Genomic DNA, 18133 nt, shown 5'->3' with positions numbered 1-18133 from the left:
AATAAGCTGACCTATAAACAGGTCAGCTAAATCAATGTCACTATCCAGTTTTATTTAAGGAATGACTGTGTTTTTCTTCCCTTCGATATGATAAAAGTCCAATATAAATGAGGAATAAAATAATAGCAATAAAGTACAAAAAGCTAAAGTTTGAAAATTGGTCAATGGCAAGTCCGCCTAAGAAAGGGCCAATAATACTTCCGATGCTAAAACAAATACTAATTAATATATTTCCTGTAGGTAGTAGACGTTTTTCAACCGTGTCTGTTAAATAAGCTAGGCTTAATGAATACGTTGAACCAAGAATCATACCTGCCATGAAAAATAATATTAACAGCATTATTGAGGAATGTTCAAATAATCCAGCAACAAAAAAGATAATACTACCGATGAGCATTACGGCAAGCAATACTTTTCTTCGACCGAAACGATCACTCATAATACCGAGGGGTAATTGAAATACAATCCCACCAATGGCAAATGCAGAAATCATTAATGATAAGTCTTGAACATCAAAGCCTAAACGTAAGCCGTATACAGGGAAATTACCGTTTAACGATGCTTCTAAAACCCCATAACAGGCAGCTGGTAATAATGGGGCCCATGCATATCGGAGAATTTTACTATAGTTTTTAACGATTGAATGTGCCTGTACCAATTGATTTTCTTTTTCGATTTGCTCAGGATATTCGTTCTTTAGTAAAAAGGCTGATGACCAAGTAATAAGGCTAATCGTTCCAGCGATAAGAAAAGGAAGTTCTTCGTTGAACTGAATTAGTCTTGTAAATAATGGCCCGACTGCAAATCCAATACCGAAGGATAGTCCGTATAAAGAAATATTTCTTCCTCTTTTTTCTGGAGGCGAAAAAGACGTAATCCATGTTTGTGATGAAAAATGTAAAGCCTGATCACCGATACCTATTAACAATCGTAAAATGAACCAAAAAATTAGGGAATCCCATAATGTAAAAGCAAATAAGGAAAGCACAACGGCTAAACCGCCTACAACAATTAGAGGTTTATAACCAAATTTTCTTAATGGAACTTCCATAAATGGAGAGGCAAGTAACACACCGATATATAGTCCGGTTGCATGAAGTCCATTAACTGTAGGTGGGACACCATGATTTTCTAAAATTACAGCAACAGTTGGTAATAACATTCCTTGTGAAAGTCCAGATATACTAACGAGGGTAATAAGCAGCCATAAACGCATTGTTTGTTGATTCATATAATGTTACTCCTAAAGTTGATATTGTTTTTGTTAAGTTCTGTTTATCGATACTCCACCTTGATGATATAGCTGAACTTTAAAATTGACAAGTAAAATATTTAGGAAAATTGTAGAGAACCAGTTTGCTATAAGTGCAGTAAACAAAATTAGATTGAATAAAAATAATCCGGGTGATTCTAAACCACCCGGTATTTAAAAATAACCATATATACTTTTTAGATTAATACTTCATAGATCACCACCCATTTTAAACTGGCTAACAAGCAGAAAGGCTCATGCAATCCAACTATCCGAAAACGCTGTCAAAACTATAGAAAGTATTAAACTTGATACTTTCCTTCCGTATAAGAACAACTACGCCTCATGTCAAATTTTGTTGGAATTATTTAATGGGCGTTTGTCTTCTTATCCCTCCTCAACTTCGTTTCTTTAGTGGAGCTTACCCTTCCCTCCTTTGCCTGTTGGTATTATTAATGTTATTACAGACAATTTGTCAATATTCTAACTATATTTAAATTTTTACAGTAAAAATTTGTGGATAAGATTGACAAGGTTTGTGAAAAATAAGGGCAAAAGTACCATGGAAGGAGATTTTTACAACATGAAAAGAGGAAAAATCCAACCGTTATTATTAGTATTGATATTGTTATTAACAGCCTTTCTGAATGCACATACAGGGTTTGCTGCAAAAGAAGAAAAAGATAAAGAACCGAAACAAGAGGAAAAACAAGAAGAGAAGAAAGAAGAAAAAGAGGATTTATCAGTTAAATTTAAAATTCCAGAATATGTTTTAAATGTTGCGAAGGAAAATACGTATCCGAATCCATCACAAGATTTGCCGCAATTGGAACCAAGTAAATTAACGAAATCGTTATTAGAAACGTCAGAAGTAAAAATTGAAAATCCTGATTTGATTTTATTGTTGAATGAAACAACGATTAATAAACCGATTCTTGCTTTAGGCTATCGCGCTACAATTTATTTAGGAAGGTGGCCATTAAATTATGAATCTAAGGAAACCGCGACGAACTGGGAATACCAAAAGGTAAACACAAACTTTTACGATAATCGTGGTGGCAAAGCCCCTTATAAATTCCATTACGTACAAGAAGCGCAAAAAATTGTTCGAGGTGGGTTAACAGCCAAAGTACCACGAGCAAATGATGTAAAGAAAATGATGTTATTAAAAGCTGCAGAAAAAACACAATTACCATTGTCCTTTGAAACTGTTGTCGGTGCTGGAACAAAGAAAGATCATTATTACAATATCCCACCGAAAATGCTTGGATATTTAGATGCATATGCAACGGCGGTTAATGAAAAGGGTACTGTCACATATGGTGAGGTTTATCTTGCATTAAAGGGTGGTAAAAGGTTTATTAACGTTAAAAATGTAACATCACAAGGAATTGGTGCTTGGATTCCAATTCAAGATCATTTGTCATATAAATTTAATGCGGTAGAAGTGCCGAGATAATTTTTTATGGTTCTCATCATTTTACACATATCTTTAAAAAAATTATTTTTTGGAAATTAACAAGAATATGTTTCCCAAAAAGAAAGAAGGTGTATAATAAGAACGAATGAGAAAACTTAAAGGGAGTAATTTCTTTGCAAAAAACGGAGAAAAATCAATTGGATGTTTTACAGGAACGATTTAACTCTTTTATTGAAACCTTAGAAACGATTGAACCGGAGAAAGTTGACTTAGATGAAATCGACCATTTAATTCAAATGATTGATGACATAGAGGAAAAGTTTAATGAACTAAAAGAAGATGAAAAGTGAACGTAAGACTCTCTACAAATTGTAGAGAGTTTTTTTAATCAAATTTCGCATGAATTCCTTTCCGTAAGGGAAACTAAAGTAAAAAGGAAAGGAAGAGGAATTTTGAAAAAAGCATTTGTTTTTATTGTTGCTTTTTTGAGTTTAATGTTGTTATCTAATTCCGTATTAGCTGTTTCAAACACACCAATTCATTGGGGATTTAAAAAGGCTAGAAATGAAGTGCCCCCAGAAGCTGGTGAGAAATATGATGAACTGTTAAAAAAGTATGATGCCTTTTATAAAGGAAGTCCGGATGGGAAAACGGTTTATTTAACCTTTGATAATGGTTATGAAAATGGGTATACTGCCCAAATTTTAGATGTGTTAAAAAAAGAAAAAGTTCCAGCGACTTTTTTTGTAACAGGCCATTATTTAGAATCATCCCCTGATTTAGTAGAACGGATGGTTGAAGAAGGTCATATCGTTGGCAATCATTCCTGGAGTCATCCTGATTTTACCCAACTTTCCGATGAACGAATAAAAGAGGAACTGGATAAAGTAAAGGAAAAAACGAAGGAATTGACCGGGCAGAAAGATATGATTTTTGTACGTCCGCCACGAGGAATTTTAAGTGAGAGAACGTTAAAAGTTTCTCGAGAAGCTGGATATATTCATGTGTTATGGTCACTCGCCTTTGTTGACTGGAAAACGGATCAACAACGTGGCTGGCAATATGCCTACAATGAAATGATGAAGCAAATTCATCCAGGGGCTGTTATTTTATTACATACCGTATCAAAGGATAATGCAGAGGCGTTAGAAAAAGCGATTATTGATATTAAGAAAAGAGGATATACTTTTAAAAGTTTAAATGACTATTTATTAACGGAGTCTTTAGATGATAAAAGTATAATTTATTAACAGCTTCTTTGGCGGACGCTTTCCGCGGGCACGGCCTCAGCCTCCTCGGACTCGCAAGCTCGCCTGCGGGGTCTTCGCTTCGTGCTTGTCCCGCCGGAGTCGCCGGCGCAAAAGTGGTTATTACTGATATAAATGAAGAAAAAGTAAAAGAAGTGACAAGGAATCTAAAAGAAGAAGGGTACGAATGTCTTGGTTTGAAAGTTGACGTAACGGAAGAGAAAGAAATTATTGAAAGTATTGATGAGACAATGGCTAATTATGGGCGTTTAGACGTATTAATTAATAATGCTGGACTACAACATGTTTCGAACATTGAAGAGTTTCCTACAGAAAAGTTTGAATACATGATTAAGGTAATGCAGATTGCGCCTTCTATGGCAATTAAAAAGGTTTTCCCGATTATGAAAAAACAAAAGTTCGGTAGAATTATTAATATGGCCTCAATCAATGGTCTTATTGGTTTTGCAGGTAAAGCTGCATATAATAGTGCGAAGCATGGTGTCATCGGTTTAACAAAAGTAGCCGCCCTTGAAGCTGCAGATTATGGCATTACAGTTAATGCGATTTGTCCAGGATATGTTGACACGCCTTTAGTGCGCGGACAATTCGATGATCTAGCAAAAACGAGAGGGATTTCGGTAAATAAAGTTTTAGAAGAAGTCCTATATCCACTTATTCCGCAAAAACGTTTAATTAATGTTCAAGAAATAGCGGATTACTGCTTATTTTTAGCAAGTGAAAAAGCAAAAGGGGTAACCGGGCAATCCGTTGTGTTAGATGGAGGATATACAGCACAGTAACCTGTTACTTTCGATAATTTATAAGGAAAAATAAAGGTCTGGCTCGAGTTGAGGCCAGACTTTTATTTTATATTTCCAAATATTATATCTAGAGCAATAAGGTGATTACGGAGTAAAATTACAGGAATGAGTAATGAGAAAAACAAATAACTATTCATTAAAGCACGGAAAAAACTTTGACCTTCACGTTTCATTTTAACGAAAAAGTACGTTGATATCGTTACGGCAGTAAATAATAAGACATAATACCACTTTTCATTCTTAATGATCCGCTTAATATCTTCACTTGTCCATAAATCTTCCGCACCGGGTGTATATTCATAAATTTTATCCGTAGTTCCAATGACGGTATATGATTTTACTGTTAACTGATCCCCATTTTCTTCCAATATATTATATCCGTACGGTACAAATCCGAATAAAAAGACAAGAATATAAAAAAATACGGAAACGGCAATCATTGCTGATAAAACACGAATTGCTTTTTGTAACCAAGTTTTAAACTTTCCCACCATGGAGAACCCCCTGTAAAATAGTTAGTATTATTTTATCAGATTTCGATGAATTATCGAAATTTATTTTAGTTAATTAGAATATAGGTCTTGCCTAGTTTTTCGACTAATTTACAACAACTATTCTAATTTATAAAAAGCACTTAAACTTGAAAGAATGAAAGATTCATATGTAGAATGTTTTATAAGTGCATAAGACTAAAGCATCATTGTGTTTATATATCATACTTCTTTTCTAGTACTTTCTACTTTTTTAAGGAGGACAACAATGAAGATCGGTGTTATTGGAGCAGGAGCGATTGCGAACTTTTTATTTGAAAAAATTAATGAGCAACAACAAGAAAATTTGCGGATAAATAGTGTATTTGTGCGTAATAAGGAAAAATATAAGCATTTAGAATCGAAATATGCCGTAAATTTGTATACAGAACTTGATGAGTTTCTTGATTCAGATATCGACATTGTAGTTGAAGCGGCAAATATTACGACTGTGGAGTGTTTATTACCGACTATACTTAAGAAAAAAGATGCAATTGTCATTAGTATCGGAGCGTTTGCGGATTCAACTTTACTTGCAGAAGTAAGTAATCTTATTTCGGAATATAAAAATAATGTATACTTATCGTCTGGTGCAATTGGTGGTTTAGACTTATTACAAAATGCACATGCTTTAGGTACGGTAGATAAAGTAACATTAACAACACGTAAACCTGCTAAAACTTTAATAGAAAAGGAAATTACTAGTGAAAGAGTTGTTTTTGAAGGAAAAGCAGTAGATGCAATTAAATTATTCCCACGAAATATGAATGTTTCTATCGTTCTTTCCCTTGCTGGACTTGGAATTGATTTTACGAATGTACGACTTATAGCTGATCCACATATTGATAAAAATATTCATCAAATTGAAATTGTCGGTGATTTTGGTGAAGCAACATTTACAATTACAAACAATCCACTGCCAGAAAATCCAAGAACAAGTTATTTAGCAGCGATGAGTATTTTAGGAACACTAAAGCGGATTAATTATAATTTTAAAATTGGATAATACTTAATAAAACAGTGAGCTGGGTCCTTATATATGGATTCAGCTTTTTTATAATATGGGTAGTGAATTTATTAACAAAGTTATAAATGTTTATATGTTATTCAAAACATAAAAATAATTCCATTTGATAAAAAGTATCCATTCATGATATAAGTGAGAAAGGATAATTTAATGTAATTTCTATATTATAAACTTTACCACCGAATGAGAGGTTGAATTTATAGATGAAAAATAATTTTTGGCACAATCTTCCGCGTCCGTTTTTTATATTGGCACCGATGGAAGATGTAACTGATGTGGTTTTTCGCCATGTTGTAAGTGCAGCGGCGAGACCAGATGTATTTTTTACTGAATTTACGAATTCAGAAAGTTACTGCCATCCTGAAGGGCAGAAAAGTGTACGGGGGCGTTTACTTTTTACTGAAGATGAACAGCCGATAGTCGCTCACATTTGGGGAGATAAACCTGATAAGTTTCGTCAAATGAGTATCGGAATGGCAGAGGAAGGTTTTAGTGGCATCGATATTAATATGGGGTGTCCCGTACCGAATGTAGCTGGAGACGGAAAAGGATCTGGTCTAATTAAAAGACCGGATGTCGCCGCTGAACTAATTGAAGCAGCAAAAGCTGGTGGTCTTCCAGTAAGTGTGAAAACGAGGTTAGGTTATACACATGTTGATGAATGGCGGGATTGGCTGACTCATATATTGAAACAAGATATTGCGAATCTTTCCATCCATTTACGGACAAGAAAAGAAATGAGTAAAGTCGCTGCTCATTGGGAACTTATCCCGGAGATTAAAAAATTACGTGATGAAATTGCGCCACAAACACTTTTAACAATTAATGGAGATATACCTGATCGAAAAACAGGATTGGAATTAGTTGAAAAATACGGTGTGGACGGTGTAATGATCGGCCGGGGCATATTTAAAAATCCGTATGCCTTTGAAAAAGAACCTAAGGCGCATAGCAGTAAGGAGTTACTTGATCTTTTAAGATTACATTTAGATTTATTTGATAAATACTCGCAGGAGTTAGAGCCGCGACCATTTGCACAACTACAACGCTTTTTCAAAATTTATGTAAAAGGATTTCGTGGGGCAAGTGAATTACGCCATCAATTGATGAGTACGAAAACGACCGATGAAGTACGTGAAATGCTTGCTGCATTTGAACGAGAAAATGCTGATGTATTCATAGTAGAATAGAAAAAAGGTTTAGCCGACTGGTTTATACGGCCAATCGGCTAATTTTGTAAAACTAGAATTGGGAAAAAATGCTAGTTTATGATCTTTTGATTGATATTTACTTAAATGGTGATAAATACTATAACTTGCTTTGTGAAATAAATAACAAATTTTCGAAAAATGAAAACGGCAAACTATTCGAAAGGGTAGGACGCAAAGCCAAGGGTGTAAGGTCAGTAGACTATGATCGCCTGGTTGCCAATATATAGTTTGTTTGGTTATTGGCTATTTTTTAAAAAATAGTCTTATTTTTTATATAAGTAGGGGGAGCTATACATATATGAAAATGACTTTAAAGCGAAAACTTATTTACTCATTTATACTTATTGCTTTCATTTTTACTATTAACACGATGATAACAATTTATTTTTCAAAAAAGACGAATGATTTTTATGAATATTTATTGAACGGGATTTCACAGTTGAATAATATTGCTCAAAAGTTGCAAACTGAAATTGAAACAGAAACTAGTAGTTATCGTGGCTATATGTTGTATGGTGATGCCAAATATAAAGACCAGTTTCGTGTAGCATCTGAACGTATCGATAAATTAATTACGTATGAACAAAAAAGTGCGGAAAATCAAAAAAGTGCTGCTGCAAACTTTACACAAACTACAATTTTAAGTACAATTGCCTTTATTATTGCTATCGTTTCTGGAACTTATATTTCAAAACCGATATTTTTAGTTTGAAATCAAATGAATGCCATTGCACGTGGCGATTTAACAACCGAAAAGTTAGCAGCAAAAACAAAAGATGAAATCGGTGAGCTCATTACCGCGAAGAACACAATGTCGGAACAAATGAAAACTGTAATAAGTAAAATAAATGAAGTTTCTGAAATAGTATCAAGTCATAGTGAAGAACTTGCACAGGCAGCCCATGAAGTGACTACTAGTGCTGAACAAATTTCGGCAACAATGCAGGAATTAGCCGCCGGTTCAGAAAATCAAGTGAATAGTTCATCGGACTTATCAAATGCTATGGTTGAGTTTTCAGCAAATATTCAAGAGGCTAATGAAAATGGGGAATATGCTGAAGAGAAATCAACAAAAATGCTTGAGATGACAAATGTCGGAAGTCAGTTAATGATGGATTCAACAAAACAGATGCATACGATTGATGCTATTGTAAAAGAGTCTGTTATTAACTTACAAAAATTAAATGAACAATCTCATGAAATTTCGAAATTAGTTACTGTCATTAAAGATATAGCGAATCAAACAAATTTACTTGCTTTAAATGCTTCGATTGAGGCAGCAAGAGCAGGTGAACATGGAAAAGGATTTTCGGTTGTTGCTAATTGCTGAACAAACGGCATCTTCTGTTGGTGAAATTACAAGTATCGTTGAAAGTATTCAAAATGGATTTTTTGTTGTAACAGAATCTTTACAAGAAGGTTATAAAGAAGTTGAAGTAGGTACTGAAGAAATCGAAACGACAGGTAATACAATACGTTTAAAGATATTAGTGAAGGTATAACAGAAGTAGGTAAATTAATTAAAAATATTTCTGCAAACCTAGAGGAGGTTGCAGCAACAAGTCAAGAAATGAGTAGTTCTGTACAAGAAATTGCAGCCACAGCTGAAGAATCAGCTGCAGGGGTAGAAGAAACGGCAGCGTCTATCCAGCATACAAATGGTACGTTAGAAGAAATTGCTAACGGATCGAAACAATTAGCTGAACTAGCAGAAGAGCTAAATGAGTTAATTTCTAAGTTTAAACTGTAATATTTATGGTATGGATTGCTTCGGGAAGATGGAAGCAATCCGTTTTTTAATTCTCAATGACATAAGCTTATGGTATTTAAATAGAGATGTTATCGATAGTGGGCCGTCATTGAGAGTGGGTCTCGATGACAAAATGGTCTGAAGGTTGATATGAAATGTCATTGAGAAGCGCTCTCGTGGACAAAATAATGTGAATTTTGATCTGAAATGTCCTCGACAGGCGCTCTCGATGACAAAATGGTCTGAAAGTTGATATGAAATGTCATTGAGAGTCGTTCTCGATGACAAAATGGTCTGAAGGTTGATATGAAATGTCATTGAGAAGCGCTCTCGTGGACAAAATAATGTGAATTTTGAACTGAAATGTCCTCGACAGGCGCTCTCGTAGACAAAATGGTATGAAAGTTGATTTGAAATGTCCTCGAAAGCCAGTTTCGAGGACAAAAACTAATAATATGACATTTGAAATGTTATGGAGAATTAACACCTTAACCTATTGCTTTACTTGTTTTTTATATTCCAATACTGGTAAAACTATTGCACATATAAATGCTGTAATATACGGCAAGTATTTAATGCCAAGTGGTTGGCTTAATACAGTCATACCCAAAATTCCAATGAAGCTTGAAAGTGCCACTCCTAAAATAAATCCACCTACTAAACCTACAATAATTGCTACAAAAATTTTCAACTATATTCACTTCTCCTTTTTTTAAAAATTAATAGAATTATTTTTTTCACTAATTGAAAAGCTAGAATAGCTAAAAAACCAGCAATGACCGGGTGTAATGCTCCAATCCAACGAATGAGATCAGTAAAGTTTGCTGTGAAATACATAAGAAATACACCTGATATGAGTCCAAATACGTAAAGATATGCCCAGTGTGGCAACTTTCCGAGATAACATAGTAAAAGTAATAGGACTGGGATATTAAAGCCAAATAAATGAATAAAGTTTGTATGATTCATCCAGTGGACAGGATTTACGAAAATTGCTAAACCAGCTAAAAATATTTGTGTTAAAACAGCGATAAAAAACACACTAGAAAACAGTAAAAATAAACCACGACTAATTTTTGCTACAGTTGAAATGTTTTCTTTATCCAATAATAAAACCTCCCTTACAAACTACATTCAGTTTACAGAGAGGTTTTAAACTATTTCTTATTAGAATCTTAAATTTTTCTTAAATAGAAACATTTGTATTTAGTTCATAAAAATAAAAGAATGGTACAAGGGACCCGTCCCCCTGTATCCCCCTGTATCAAAGCAAAATAAAAAGCTCAAATTTATATTTGAGCCCATGAAAACTATTAATTCGCTTGTTTACTTTTTTCTCTCATGTTATTTAAACTTTCGATTACAAAGATGATTAATGTTACACCGATGGCAAGGGTGAAACTAACATTTTGATTCAATCCATTGAGAAGTCCAATCCAGTAAAAAGCAATGATTCTTACAAGAGCTAAAATCATCAATACTATGATTTTTTTCCCTACAAGAAATTCAAAAATAAATTCAACAATATCGTCTAAGATAAATATGTAAGCTAAAAACGCTAGGGATAAGATGATGAGTTGATTCAAACTTATATCCAATGAGAATACGGTATTAACAATACTCGTTGAACCAATGATTGCTAGGAAGAAAAGCCCTAATGCAATTGAAATAATTAAAGAGAATAGTATGGCCATAACGATCATCATAATAAAACTCGATTTTTCCTCTTCAGATTCTAACTTGTTTTCTTTATGAAAAAATACGAAAAGTAATATAAATGAAATAAGAAATATGACAATTGCAATCGAGATTAATAGTTTCACATTGTTCACCTCATTATTTTTATACGAATAGTTTTTAAAGTTGTTTCAAAAATAGCAAAAAAAAGAGCCAAAATCAATTAGATTTTGAACTCATTTTACTAAATCTTTATTTGAAAAATACTATTTTTTAAAGCGGTACCCAACTCCCCAAACTGTTTCAATAAATTCTGGATTAGAAGGATCTTGTTCAATTTTCTCACGAATTTTCCGGATATGGACAGTGACCGTCGATGTATCACCTAGCGCATCTATTCCCCAAATGCGTTCAAATAAATGATCTTTGCTAAAGACTTGATTTGGATGAAGGGCTAAAAACGTGAGCAAATCAAACTCCTTCACAGTGAAAATTTTTTCTTCACCATTAATAAAAACACGTCTGGCCTCCTGGTCAATGAGTAACCCACGTATTTGAATTTCCTTTTTCGGTTGATTTCGACTTACTAAACGCTCATAACGGGATAGGTGGGCCTTTACTCGGGCTACTAATTCATTTGGATTAAAAGGTTTTGCGATAAAATCATCTGCACCACGGTCTAAGCCACGAATAATATCAATATCTTCCTTACGTGCGGTTACCATTAAAATAGGGATATCTTTTACTTTACGAATTTCTTTACATAATGCAAAGCCATCGATTCCCGGTAACATTAAATCGAGCAATATGAGGTCATATGATTCGTTTATTGCTTTTTCCAGTCCTTCGTTTCCTGTTAAAACAATATCACATTGAAATCCATTAACTTCTAAATAATCTCGTTCTAATTCTGCAATTTCTATTTCATCTTCAATAATTAAAATTCTTTTCAAACTTAGTCACCTGCTTTCGGTAATGTAAAAAGTATAGTAGTACCGATATTTTTTTCACTCTCAGCCCAAACAGTACCACCATGATCCTCAATGATTTGCTTAACGATAGCAAGGCCAATACCACTCCCACCTGTTGAGGAATTTCTTGACTCATCCGTTCGGTAAAATTGGTCAAATATATATGGAAGTGCTTTTTGATCAATACCGCTACCATTATCTGTTACTCCTACTTTAATGTAGTCTTCAGAACTAGAAAGGCTAACTGTAATTTTCGGTGTTTCCTTATCCATATATTTTAAACTGTTTTGTATTAAATTCGTTATGACACGATGGAGATGGTTCCGATCAGCTAAAACTTTATAATATTGGTTTTTTTCGACATGAAGGGATATCTCACCACTTTTTTCCGCCAAATCAAAACTTAGTTCATCGATGTAATCTTGTAAAAATGCTTTTAAATCCAATGGTACAAAATGGTATTGCACCTTGTTAACACTTAATTTTGAGTATAAAAATAACTCGTCAATTAATTGATCTAATTCGGTCGCTTTATTTTCAATTGTATTAATATATCTCCTCATTTTTTCCGGTGTATTGGCAATGCCGTCTTTAATACCGTTAATATAGCCTTTAATTGAAGTAATCGGTGTTTTTAAATCATGGGATATACTTGCAATCAGTTCCCGACGATTTTGTTCATATTTTTTATTTAATTCATCTGTTTCTTTTAGTTTCTGTCTCATTGTTTCAAAGCTTTTTGTAAGTTGGCTAATTTCATCTTTCCCTTTTATTTGTAAAGAAAAATCTAAATTTCCGTGAGCAATTTTTTCTGCCGCCTCTGCCAGTTTTTGGATTGGTTGAATAATACTTTTTGAAACAGCATATGTTAACATTCCGATTGTTAAGATGAGCACAATTAAAAAGCTTATAAATCGTAAGTTTAAAAATAACTGTAAATTTTCATTTGGAGCAATATGAAAAACGAAGAGCATGATGTTTACAAGAACTATATCAATAAAGAGAATTGAAAGTATCGGAATAATAATCATACCGAGGTTTGAGAGAATTAATCGTTTTTTAATCGACATCGTTTCACCGTCCAATGTTACTTTTTTAATCATGATAACCTTTTATTATGTAAAAAAGAAGGCTCTATTCATGAGCCTTTTTAATGATGTTCACTGTGTTCTTTATTTTGTAAATATCGTGGTGCTTCGTCTTCTTTGCCCGGTTCTACGATAATAAATTGTCCCATCATTCCTTTATCTTCATGGAGTAAAATATGACAATGATACATGAGTGGGAAGGATGGATCTGTATATTCACCGAATTGAACTGCTATACGGACAGTTGAACCGCTTGGGATAAAGACTGTATCTTTTCTACCTCTTTCATGGATAGGAGGCGTATCACCATTTATATCTAGAATACGAAAGGCAGCATCGTGAATGTGAAAGTTATGGTCCCAACCGAGATTTGTAATTTCCCATATTTCGGTCGTGTTAGCTGTAACGACTTCATCAATCCGATTCATATCCATCTCTTTACCATTAATTTTAGAATCGGTTGTTAAGTTGAAAGTCTGTACCTTTGCATTGGTTGGTGCTTCAATCCTTGGTTCTGTAGACAGTTCTTGAGGTATTTCTTTTGTTTCCTTTAAATTCTCAGAAGCAATTATTTTTAAAAACTCAAAATCATTTTGGTCAATACCATTTTCTCCTTTGAAACTTCGTAAAATCGTTTCTTCACCTGGTTCGAAGTGTACTACAATTTCTGCCCGTTCTCCAGGACTTAACATAATTTGATTTAATTCAACAGGACTTTCTAGCAATCCCGCAACATTTGCCACTAATTGAAAGGACCGTCCGTCATCAAATCCGAAGTGGTAAGCTCTAGCATTGGACCCGTCTTCTTTTTTTGGTAAAAAAGGTACCTGTCATACATGCAAAGCTCGGCTTGTGTTCAAATTATTATCATGAGGAATGTTTAATTTAACTCAATGTTTAAAATTGGTACAAGAGACCCGTCCCCTTGTATCCCCTTGTATCCCCCTGTATCAGAGTTGACAAATATACCGTACTGGGGTATGGTAAGTATATAAAGAAAAGGGATGTGAATGATTTGGAGGATAAGTTCTTACATGATCACCCAAGTACACCTAGGTCAGAAGAAGAAATAAAGAAAATTGTAAATCGGTTAAAACGAATTGAAGGTCAAATTCGCGGAATACAAAAAATGGTGGAAGATGACAGATATTGTATGGAGATATTGGTACAAATTAGTGCTGTTCAATCGGCATTAAAATCGGTCGGCTTTTCGATTACTGAACGGCATATTCAACATTGTGTTAGTGACGCAATTCAAAAAGGTGTAGGTCAAGAAACGATTGATGAATTGATGCGTGTTTTGAAGCAGTTTGGTAAGTAAGGAGGGAGTCAGATGGAAGAACAACATATCACACTCGGTGTTACAGGTATGACTTGTGCAGCATGTTCCAATCGAGTTGAGAAAGTGTTAAATAAATTGGAGGGTGTCGAAGCACAAGTTAATTTAACGACGGAAAAAGCTACAGTCAAATATAATCCAGAAAAAATATCGGTGGAAGAAATTACGAAAAAAATTGAAAACCTTGGTTACGGTGTATTAACGGAAAAAGTAGAACTTGATGTGTTAGGGATGACTTGTGCAGCTTGCTCGAACCGGATTGAAAAAGTATTAAATAAGCAAGAAGGTATTGAACTTGCTACAGTCAATTTAACAACAGAAAGTGCGGCTATCGAATATAATCCTGGAATTGTTGATACCGAGGCAATCATCGAAAAAATTCGCAATCTCGGATACGACGCTAAACCGAAGGAAGAAGCAGAAGAGAAACAAACTCATAAAGAAAAGCGTCTGAAATCAATGGAAACAAAACTCATTATTTCAGCTTTTCTTTCATTACCATTACTTGTAACAATGTTAGATCATTTATTTGGAATGAATATTCCAGCAATCTTGATGAATCCATGGTTCCAATTTATCCTTGCAACACCGGTTCAATTTATTATTGGTTGGCAGTTTTATGTCGGTGCTTACAAAAATCTCCGTAATGGTGGAGCGAACATGGATGTACTTGTCGCTTTAGGTACAAGTGCTGCCTATTTTTACAGTTTGTATGAGGCGCTTAAAACATTTGGAAACTCTGCATATGAACCACATTTATATTTCGAAACGAGTGCCATTTTAATTACGTTAATTTTATTTGGTAAATATTTAGAGGCACGGGCAAAAAGTCAAACGACAAACGCAATATCTGAACTTCTTAATTTACAAGCAAAAGAAGCCCGCGTTTTACGTGATGGAAAAGAAGTGATGATACCTGTAGAAGAGGTCGTTGTTGGTGATCACTTAATTGTTAAGCCAGGCGAAAAGATACCGGTGGATGGTATTGTTGTGAAAGGAAGAACTTCGGTCGATGAGTCGATGTTAACAGGAGAATCAATTCCGATTGAAAAAAATCCTGGAGCAAATGTCATTGGGGCAACAATGAATAAAAATGGTTCAATTGAAATTGAAGCGACAAAAGTAGGTAAAGATACAGCCCTTGCATCCATTATTAAGGTGGTCGAAGAAGCACAAGGTTCTAAAGCGCCAATTCAGAGACTAGCTGATGTCATATCTGGTTATTTCGTTCCTATCGTTATTGGTATTGCTATATTAACCTTTATAATTTGGATTTCCTTCGTACAACCTGGCCAGTTAGAACCGGCTCTTATTGCTGCGATTGCGGTACTTGTTATAGCATGTCCATGTGCATTAGGACTAGCAACACCAACTTCAATTATGGTAGGAACAGGTCGAGCTGCTGAGACAGGGATTCTTTTTAAAGGTGGCGAACATTTAGAAAGAACCCATCAAATAAATACAGTTGTTCTTGATAAAACAGGGACAATCACAAAAGGAAAACCGGAAGTAACAGACTTCATAGGTAATGAAAAAACGTTACAATTATTAGCGAGTGCTGAAAAAGGTTCGGAACACCCACTTGCTGGAGCAATCGTTGCGTACGCAGAAGAAAACGGTATTGAATTTCTAGATGTTGAAGACTTTAAAGCAATACCTGGGTATGGTATAGAGGCATCAATTGATGGAAACCACATTTTAGTTGGTAATAGAAAGTTAATGAATAACCATCAAATTAATATTGATGGTTATGAAGAAAAATTAGTTGAATTTGAGACGAACGGAAAAACTGCAATGTTAATTGCCATTAATGGTGAGTATAGCGGTACAATTGCCGTAGCGGATACGATAAAAGAAACAGCACCTGAAGCGATTAAACAGTTAAAAGAAATGGGAATCGAAGTTGTCATGCTGACAGGTGATAATGAAAGAACTGCTCAAGCGATTGCAAAACAAGCTGGTATTGATCAAGTTATCGCTCAAGTTCTGCCAGAAGAAAAAGCAGAAAAAGTTAAACAACTACAAGCTCAAGGTAAGAAAGTTGCTATGGTTGGTGATGGGGTGAACGATGCTCCAGCATTAGTTACAGCAGATATCGGGATTGCGATAGGTACAGGTACTGAAGTTGCAATCGAAGCTGCCGATATTACGATTTTAGGTGGAGAACTCCTTCTTATACCTAAAGCGATTAAAATTAGTCATGCAACAATCCGAAATATTAAGCAAAACTTATTTTGGGCGTTTGGATACAATACTGCCGGGATTCCAATAGCTGCAGCGGGGTTTCTAGCTCCATGGCTGGCAGGGGCTGCGATGGCTTTAAGCTCTGTTAGTGTTGTTACTAACGCTCTCCGATTAAAACGAGTGAAATTATAAATAAACTTTTAAAGGAGGTGAAATAATATGGCAACAAAAACATTAGAAGTAAGAGGAATGACATGTGGTCATTGCAAAATGGCTGTTGAAGGTGCGTTGAAAAACTTAGAAGGTGTATCAACAGCTGAAGTAAACTTAGAAGCTGGTAAAGTCGACGTTACTTTTGATGATTCAAAAGTTACTGTTGATAAGATGAAAGAAGCAATTGAAGATCAAGGCTATGATGTAGAAGCTTAAATACTTAATAAATTTTTAAAAAGCTGATTTTCCATTTGGAGAATCAGCTTTTATTTTGTAGATTTTTGGAAAAAAATACCACTTGTTATAAATTTCATATTAATAACTTATAAAATGTTCCGATACATTAAGCATCCTAGTATACATCAAAAAAGATAGGGGAAAAGAACCATGTGTTAGGGATGACAGAACAGGGTAGCGAACTAATGATTACTTCAACGGAACAAATGAGAAAAATTAATCAAATTGTAAGAGCTGCCGTAGAAAATGTACAGAGATTGGACAAACAATCACAAGAAATTTCAAAACTTGTTTCAGTAATTAAAGATGTAGCAGATCTATGTTATACGAATATTTGGAGCGATACACATATTTATCGAATAATTCCCTTTACGGTGTGCTTTTTATCGTTAATGGTCAAAAAGAATGCCGTTTTTTTGTTGATGTTTGTTATAATATGACTTGATTTTCTATTAGTATATTAAACAATTTATACCGATGCACAATCGGGTCTTTTTTTGCTTAAATGAAAAAATCCAAATTTGTCAATATTTATAAAAACATAATAGAATACGGCGGTGTTAATATTGATAGAATTAAAAAGCATGGTTCGCTATACAACATTGGCTGATCAATTTTCTTTAGATAAATGCAATCCATTTTACCCTATTATTAATGAATCTTTAGAACGGATATTCAAGTATATTTATGAATATACGGACATCATGTATATCGAATTTATTAATGAAACAGTCTTATATAAATATATAAAACACTATAATGACTGTGGTAATAATTATTTTCAACAAGCTATACGTGATGTGAAAAATTACTTATTTTTTTTAAAATGTATCAAAAAGAAGAAAGATGTTCCATGTGTAGATTTATCTGTGCAAAACCTTGAATTATGGAAAAAAATATAAAGATTAGTATATACATATTACTTTAAGTAAGTGGGGGCTGTCCGAAAAGTCAATTTTTAATTGACCTTCGTTCTAGCCCTTTTGCTATTTAATGGTACAAAAAATCGTCCTTTTTTGTAGAATGAAGTTGAAGAGACAACATTCAACAGAAAGGACGATTTTTTACGAATAATCAAATGACTATTCAAACAAATTATAACATGCAAATGGAACTAGTTCTAGAGGAAATAATTGAAAATGGAAGTCAACCCAAAAAGAAAC

23 protein-coding genes and 1 riboswitch are annotated in these 18133 nt (G+C 34.1%); of the genes, 15 read left to right on the top strand and 8 right to left on the bottom strand.

The genetic code is table 11. From position 1 onward, the window contains the following. Positions 1-40: 40 nt before the first annotated feature. A complete protein-coding gene (locus tag GW534_RS12965) occupies positions 41-1231 on the bottom strand; it encodes an MFS transporter (RefSeq protein ID WP_161921433.1) in 1191 nt (396 codons plus the stop codon). A gap of 604 nt (positions 1232-1835) precedes the next feature. Here GW534_RS12965 and GW534_RS12960 point away from each other — a divergent pair. From GW534_RS12960 to GW534_RS12950, 4 genes are all read left to right on the top strand, one after another. Next, positions 1836-2711 (top strand): YfkD famly protein, encoded by an 876-nt coding sequence (locus tag GW534_RS12960; RefSeq protein ID WP_161921432.1) that lies wholly within the window; start codon positions 1836-1838, stop codon positions 2709-2711. Between the two features lie 134 nt (positions 2712-2845). Continuing rightward, the gene (locus GW534_RS16170; protein ID WP_202630931.1) at positions 2846-3022 is read left to right on the top strand and encodes an SE1561 family protein; all 177 of its coding nucleotides are present in this window, start codon (positions 2846-2848) and stop codon (positions 3020-3022) included. 144 nt (positions 3023-3166) lie between these two features. Further along, a complete protein-coding gene (gene pdaA / locus GW534_RS12955; protein ID WP_161921437.1) occupies positions 3167-3922 on the top strand; it encodes a delta-lactam-biosynthetic de-N-acetylase in 756 nt (251 codons plus the stop codon). Positions 3923-3930: 8 nt separating this feature from the next. Then, positions 3931-4722 carry a 3-hydroxybutyrate dehydrogenase gene (locus GW534_RS12950; RefSeq protein WP_161921431.1) on the top strand — a complete coding sequence of 264 codons (792 nt, stop codon included), beginning with the start codon at positions 3931-3933 and terminating at the stop codon, positions 4720-4722. A gap of 62 nt (positions 4723-4784) precedes the next feature. Here GW534_RS12950 and GW534_RS12945 read toward each other — a convergent pair whose 3' ends face one another. Beyond that, positions 4785-5237 carry a hypothetical protein gene (locus GW534_RS12945; protein WP_161921430.1) on the bottom strand — a complete coding sequence of 151 codons (453 nt, stop codon included), beginning with the start codon at positions 5235-5237 and terminating at the stop codon, positions 4785-4787. A gap of 265 nt (positions 5238-5502) precedes the next feature. On the opposite strand from GW534_RS12945, the gene nadX reads away from it, so the two are divergent. From nadX to GW534_RS12915, 6 genes are all read left to right on the top strand, one after another. Then, positions 5503-6279: an aspartate dehydrogenase gene (gene nadX / locus GW534_RS12940; RefSeq protein ID WP_161921429.1), complete on the top strand. Its 777-nt coding sequence runs from the start codon at positions 5503-5505 to the stop codon at positions 6277-6279. Positions 6280-6503: 224 nt separating this feature from the next. Next, complete coding sequence (locus GW534_RS12935; protein WP_161921428.1) at positions 6504-7490, top strand: tRNA dihydrouridine synthase; 987 nt, start codon at positions 6504-6506, stop codon at positions 7488-7490. Between the two features lie 157 nt (positions 7491-7647). Then, positions 7648-7732: riboswitch (cyclic di-GMP riboswitch) on the top strand. Between the two features lie 77 nt (positions 7733-7809). Next, positions 7810-8223 (top strand): CHASE3 domain-containing protein, encoded by a 414-nt coding sequence (locus GW534_RS12930; RefSeq protein ID WP_161921427.1) that lies wholly within the window; start codon positions 7810-7812, stop codon positions 8221-8223. A gap of 6 nt (positions 8224-8229) precedes the next feature. After that, the gene (locus GW534_RS12925; protein ID WP_161921436.1) at positions 8230-8841 is read left to right on the top strand and encodes a methyl-accepting chemotaxis protein; all 612 of its coding nucleotides are present in this window, start codon (positions 8230-8232) and stop codon (positions 8839-8841) included. Beyond that, positions 8807-9013: a methyl-accepting chemotaxis domain-containing protein gene (locus GW534_RS12920; protein WP_161921426.1), complete on the top strand. Its 207-nt coding sequence runs from the start codon at positions 8807-8809 to the stop codon at positions 9011-9013. Before GW534_RS12925 ends, GW534_RS12920 begins: the two co-directional genes overlap by 35 nt. A 68-nt stretch (positions 9014-9081) precedes the next feature. Continuing rightward, positions 9082-9261 (top strand): hypothetical protein, encoded by a 180-nt coding sequence (locus tag GW534_RS12915; RefSeq protein WP_161921425.1) that lies wholly within the window; start codon positions 9082-9084, stop codon positions 9259-9261. A 493-nt stretch (positions 9262-9754) separates the two neighbouring features. On the opposite strand, the gene GW534_RS12910 is transcribed toward GW534_RS12915, so the two are convergent. From GW534_RS12910 to GW534_RS12885, 6 genes are all read right to left on the bottom strand, one after another. Further along, positions 9755-9952, bottom strand: a complete 198-nt coding sequence (locus GW534_RS12910; protein WP_161921424.1) for a DUF5957 family protein — start codon at positions 9950-9952, stop codon at positions 9755-9757. Continuing rightward, positions 9949-10368 (bottom strand): DUF6220 domain-containing protein, encoded by a 420-nt coding sequence (locus tag GW534_RS12905; RefSeq protein ID WP_246204148.1) that lies wholly within the window; start codon positions 10366-10368, stop codon positions 9949-9951. Before GW534_RS12905 ends, GW534_RS12910 begins: the two co-directional genes overlap by 4 nt. 206 nt (positions 10369-10574) lie before the next feature. Next, positions 10575-11084, bottom strand: a complete 510-nt coding sequence (locus GW534_RS12900) for a hypothetical protein (RefSeq protein ID WP_161921423.1) — start codon at positions 11082-11084, stop codon at positions 10575-10577. Between the two features lie 120 nt (positions 11085-11204). After that, positions 11205-11891 (bottom strand): response regulator transcription factor, encoded by a 687-nt coding sequence (locus tag GW534_RS12895; protein WP_161921422.1) that lies wholly within the window; start codon positions 11889-11891, stop codon positions 11205-11207. 2 nt (positions 11892-11893) lie between these two features. After that, a complete protein-coding gene (locus GW534_RS12890; protein WP_246204147.1) occupies positions 11894-13012 on the bottom strand; it encodes a sensor histidine kinase in 1119 nt (372 codons plus the stop codon). Positions 13013-13059: 47 nt separating this feature from the next. After that, positions 13060-13740, bottom strand: a complete 681-nt coding sequence (locus GW534_RS12885) for a multicopper oxidase family protein (protein ID WP_161921421.1) — start codon at positions 13738-13740, stop codon at positions 13060-13062. Between the two features lie 272 nt (positions 13741-14012). Here GW534_RS12885 and GW534_RS12880 point away from each other — a divergent pair, with 272 nt between their 5' ends. From GW534_RS12880 to GW534_RS12860, 5 genes are all read left to right on the top strand, one after another. After that, on the top strand, positions 14013-14318 hold the full coding sequence (locus GW534_RS12880; protein ID WP_161921420.1) for a metal-sensing transcriptional repressor: 306 nt from the start codon (positions 14013-14015) through the stop codon (positions 14316-14318). A gap of 12 nt (positions 14319-14330) precedes the next feature. After that, positions 14331-16712, top strand: coding sequence for a heavy metal translocating P-type ATPase (locus GW534_RS12875; protein WP_161921419.1), 2382 nt, complete (start codon positions 14331-14333; stop codon positions 16710-16712). 27 nt (positions 16713-16739) lie between these two features. Next, positions 16740-16949 (top strand): copper chaperone CopZ, encoded by a 210-nt coding sequence (gene copZ, locus GW534_RS12870; protein ID WP_161921418.1) that lies wholly within the window; start codon positions 16740-16742, stop codon positions 16947-16949. 182 nt (positions 16950-17131) lie between these two features. Continuing rightward, the gene (locus GW534_RS16825; protein WP_161921417.1) at positions 17132-17410 is read left to right on the top strand and encodes a methyl-accepting chemotaxis domain-containing protein; all 279 of its coding nucleotides are present in this window, start codon (positions 17132-17134) and stop codon (positions 17408-17410) included. Between the two features lie 126 nt (positions 17411-17536). Next, positions 17537-17872 carry a hypothetical protein gene (locus tag GW534_RS12860; RefSeq protein WP_161921416.1) on the top strand — a complete coding sequence of 112 codons (336 nt, stop codon included), beginning with the start codon at positions 17537-17539 and terminating at the stop codon, positions 17870-17872. Positions 17873-18133 lie beyond the last annotated feature (261 nt).

This window comes from Pallidibacillus pasinlerensis, assembly GCF_009996845.1.
GTDB classification, from domain to species: Bacteria; Bacillota; Bacilli; order Bacillales; family Caldibacillaceae; genus Pallidibacillus; species Pallidibacillus pasinlerensis.
This window is presented reverse-complemented; position numbering and strand designations above follow the sequence as displayed.

What these genes read in the sequence shown, in the direction of transcription:
- GW534_RS12915 (WP_161921425.1), top strand. Translation starts at nt 9,082, where the DNA reads ATGAGTAGTTCTGTACAAGAAATTGCAGCCACAGCTGAAGAATCAGCT.
- copZ (WP_161921418.1), top strand. Translation starts at nt 16,740, where the DNA reads ATGGCAACAAAAACATTAGAAGTAAGAGGAATGACATGTGGTCATTGC.
- GW534_RS12930 (WP_161921427.1), top strand. Translation starts at nt 7,810, where the DNA reads ATGAAAATGACTTTAAAGCGAAAACTTATTTACTCATTTATACTTATT.
- GW534_RS12920 (WP_161921426.1), top strand. Translation starts at nt 8,807, where the DNA reads ATGGAAAAGGATTTTCGGTTGTTGCTAATTGCTGAACAAACGGCATCT.
- pdaA (WP_161921437.1), top strand. Translation starts at nt 3,167, where the DNA reads ATGTTGTTATCTAATTCCGTATTAGCTGTTTCAAACACACCAATTCAT.
- GW534_RS12935 (WP_161921428.1), top strand. Translation starts at nt 6,504, where the DNA reads ATGAAAAATAATTTTTGGCACAATCTTCCGCGTCCGTTTTTTATATTG.
- GW534_RS12890 (WP_246204147.1), bottom strand. Translation starts at nt 13,012, where the DNA reads ATGATTAAAAAAGTAACATTGGACGGTGAAACGATGTCGATTAAAAAA.
- GW534_RS12925 (WP_161921436.1), top strand. Translation starts at nt 8,230, where the DNA reads ATGAATGCCATTGCACGTGGCGATTTAACAACCGAAAAGTTAGCAGCA.
- GW534_RS12965 (WP_161921433.1), bottom strand. Translation starts at nt 1,231, where the DNA reads ATGAATCAACAAACAATGCGTTTATGGCTGCTTATTACCCTCGTTAGT.
- GW534_RS12960 (WP_161921432.1), top strand. Translation starts at nt 1,836, where the DNA reads ATGAAAAGAGGAAAAATCCAACCGTTATTATTAGTATTGATATTGTTA.
- GW534_RS16825 (WP_161921417.1), top strand. Translation starts at nt 17,132, where the DNA reads ATGACAGAACAGGGTAGCGAACTAATGATTACTTCAACGGAACAAATG.
- GW534_RS12875 (WP_161921419.1), top strand. Translation starts at nt 14,331, where the DNA reads ATGGAAGAACAACATATCACACTCGGTGTTACAGGTATGACTTGTGCA.
- GW534_RS12945 (WP_161921430.1), bottom strand. Translation starts at nt 5,237, where the DNA reads ATGGTGGGAAAGTTTAAAACTTGGTTACAAAAAGCAATTCGTGTTTTA.
- nadX (WP_161921429.1), top strand. Translation starts at nt 5,503, where the DNA reads ATGAAGATCGGTGTTATTGGAGCAGGAGCGATTGCGAACTTTTTATTT.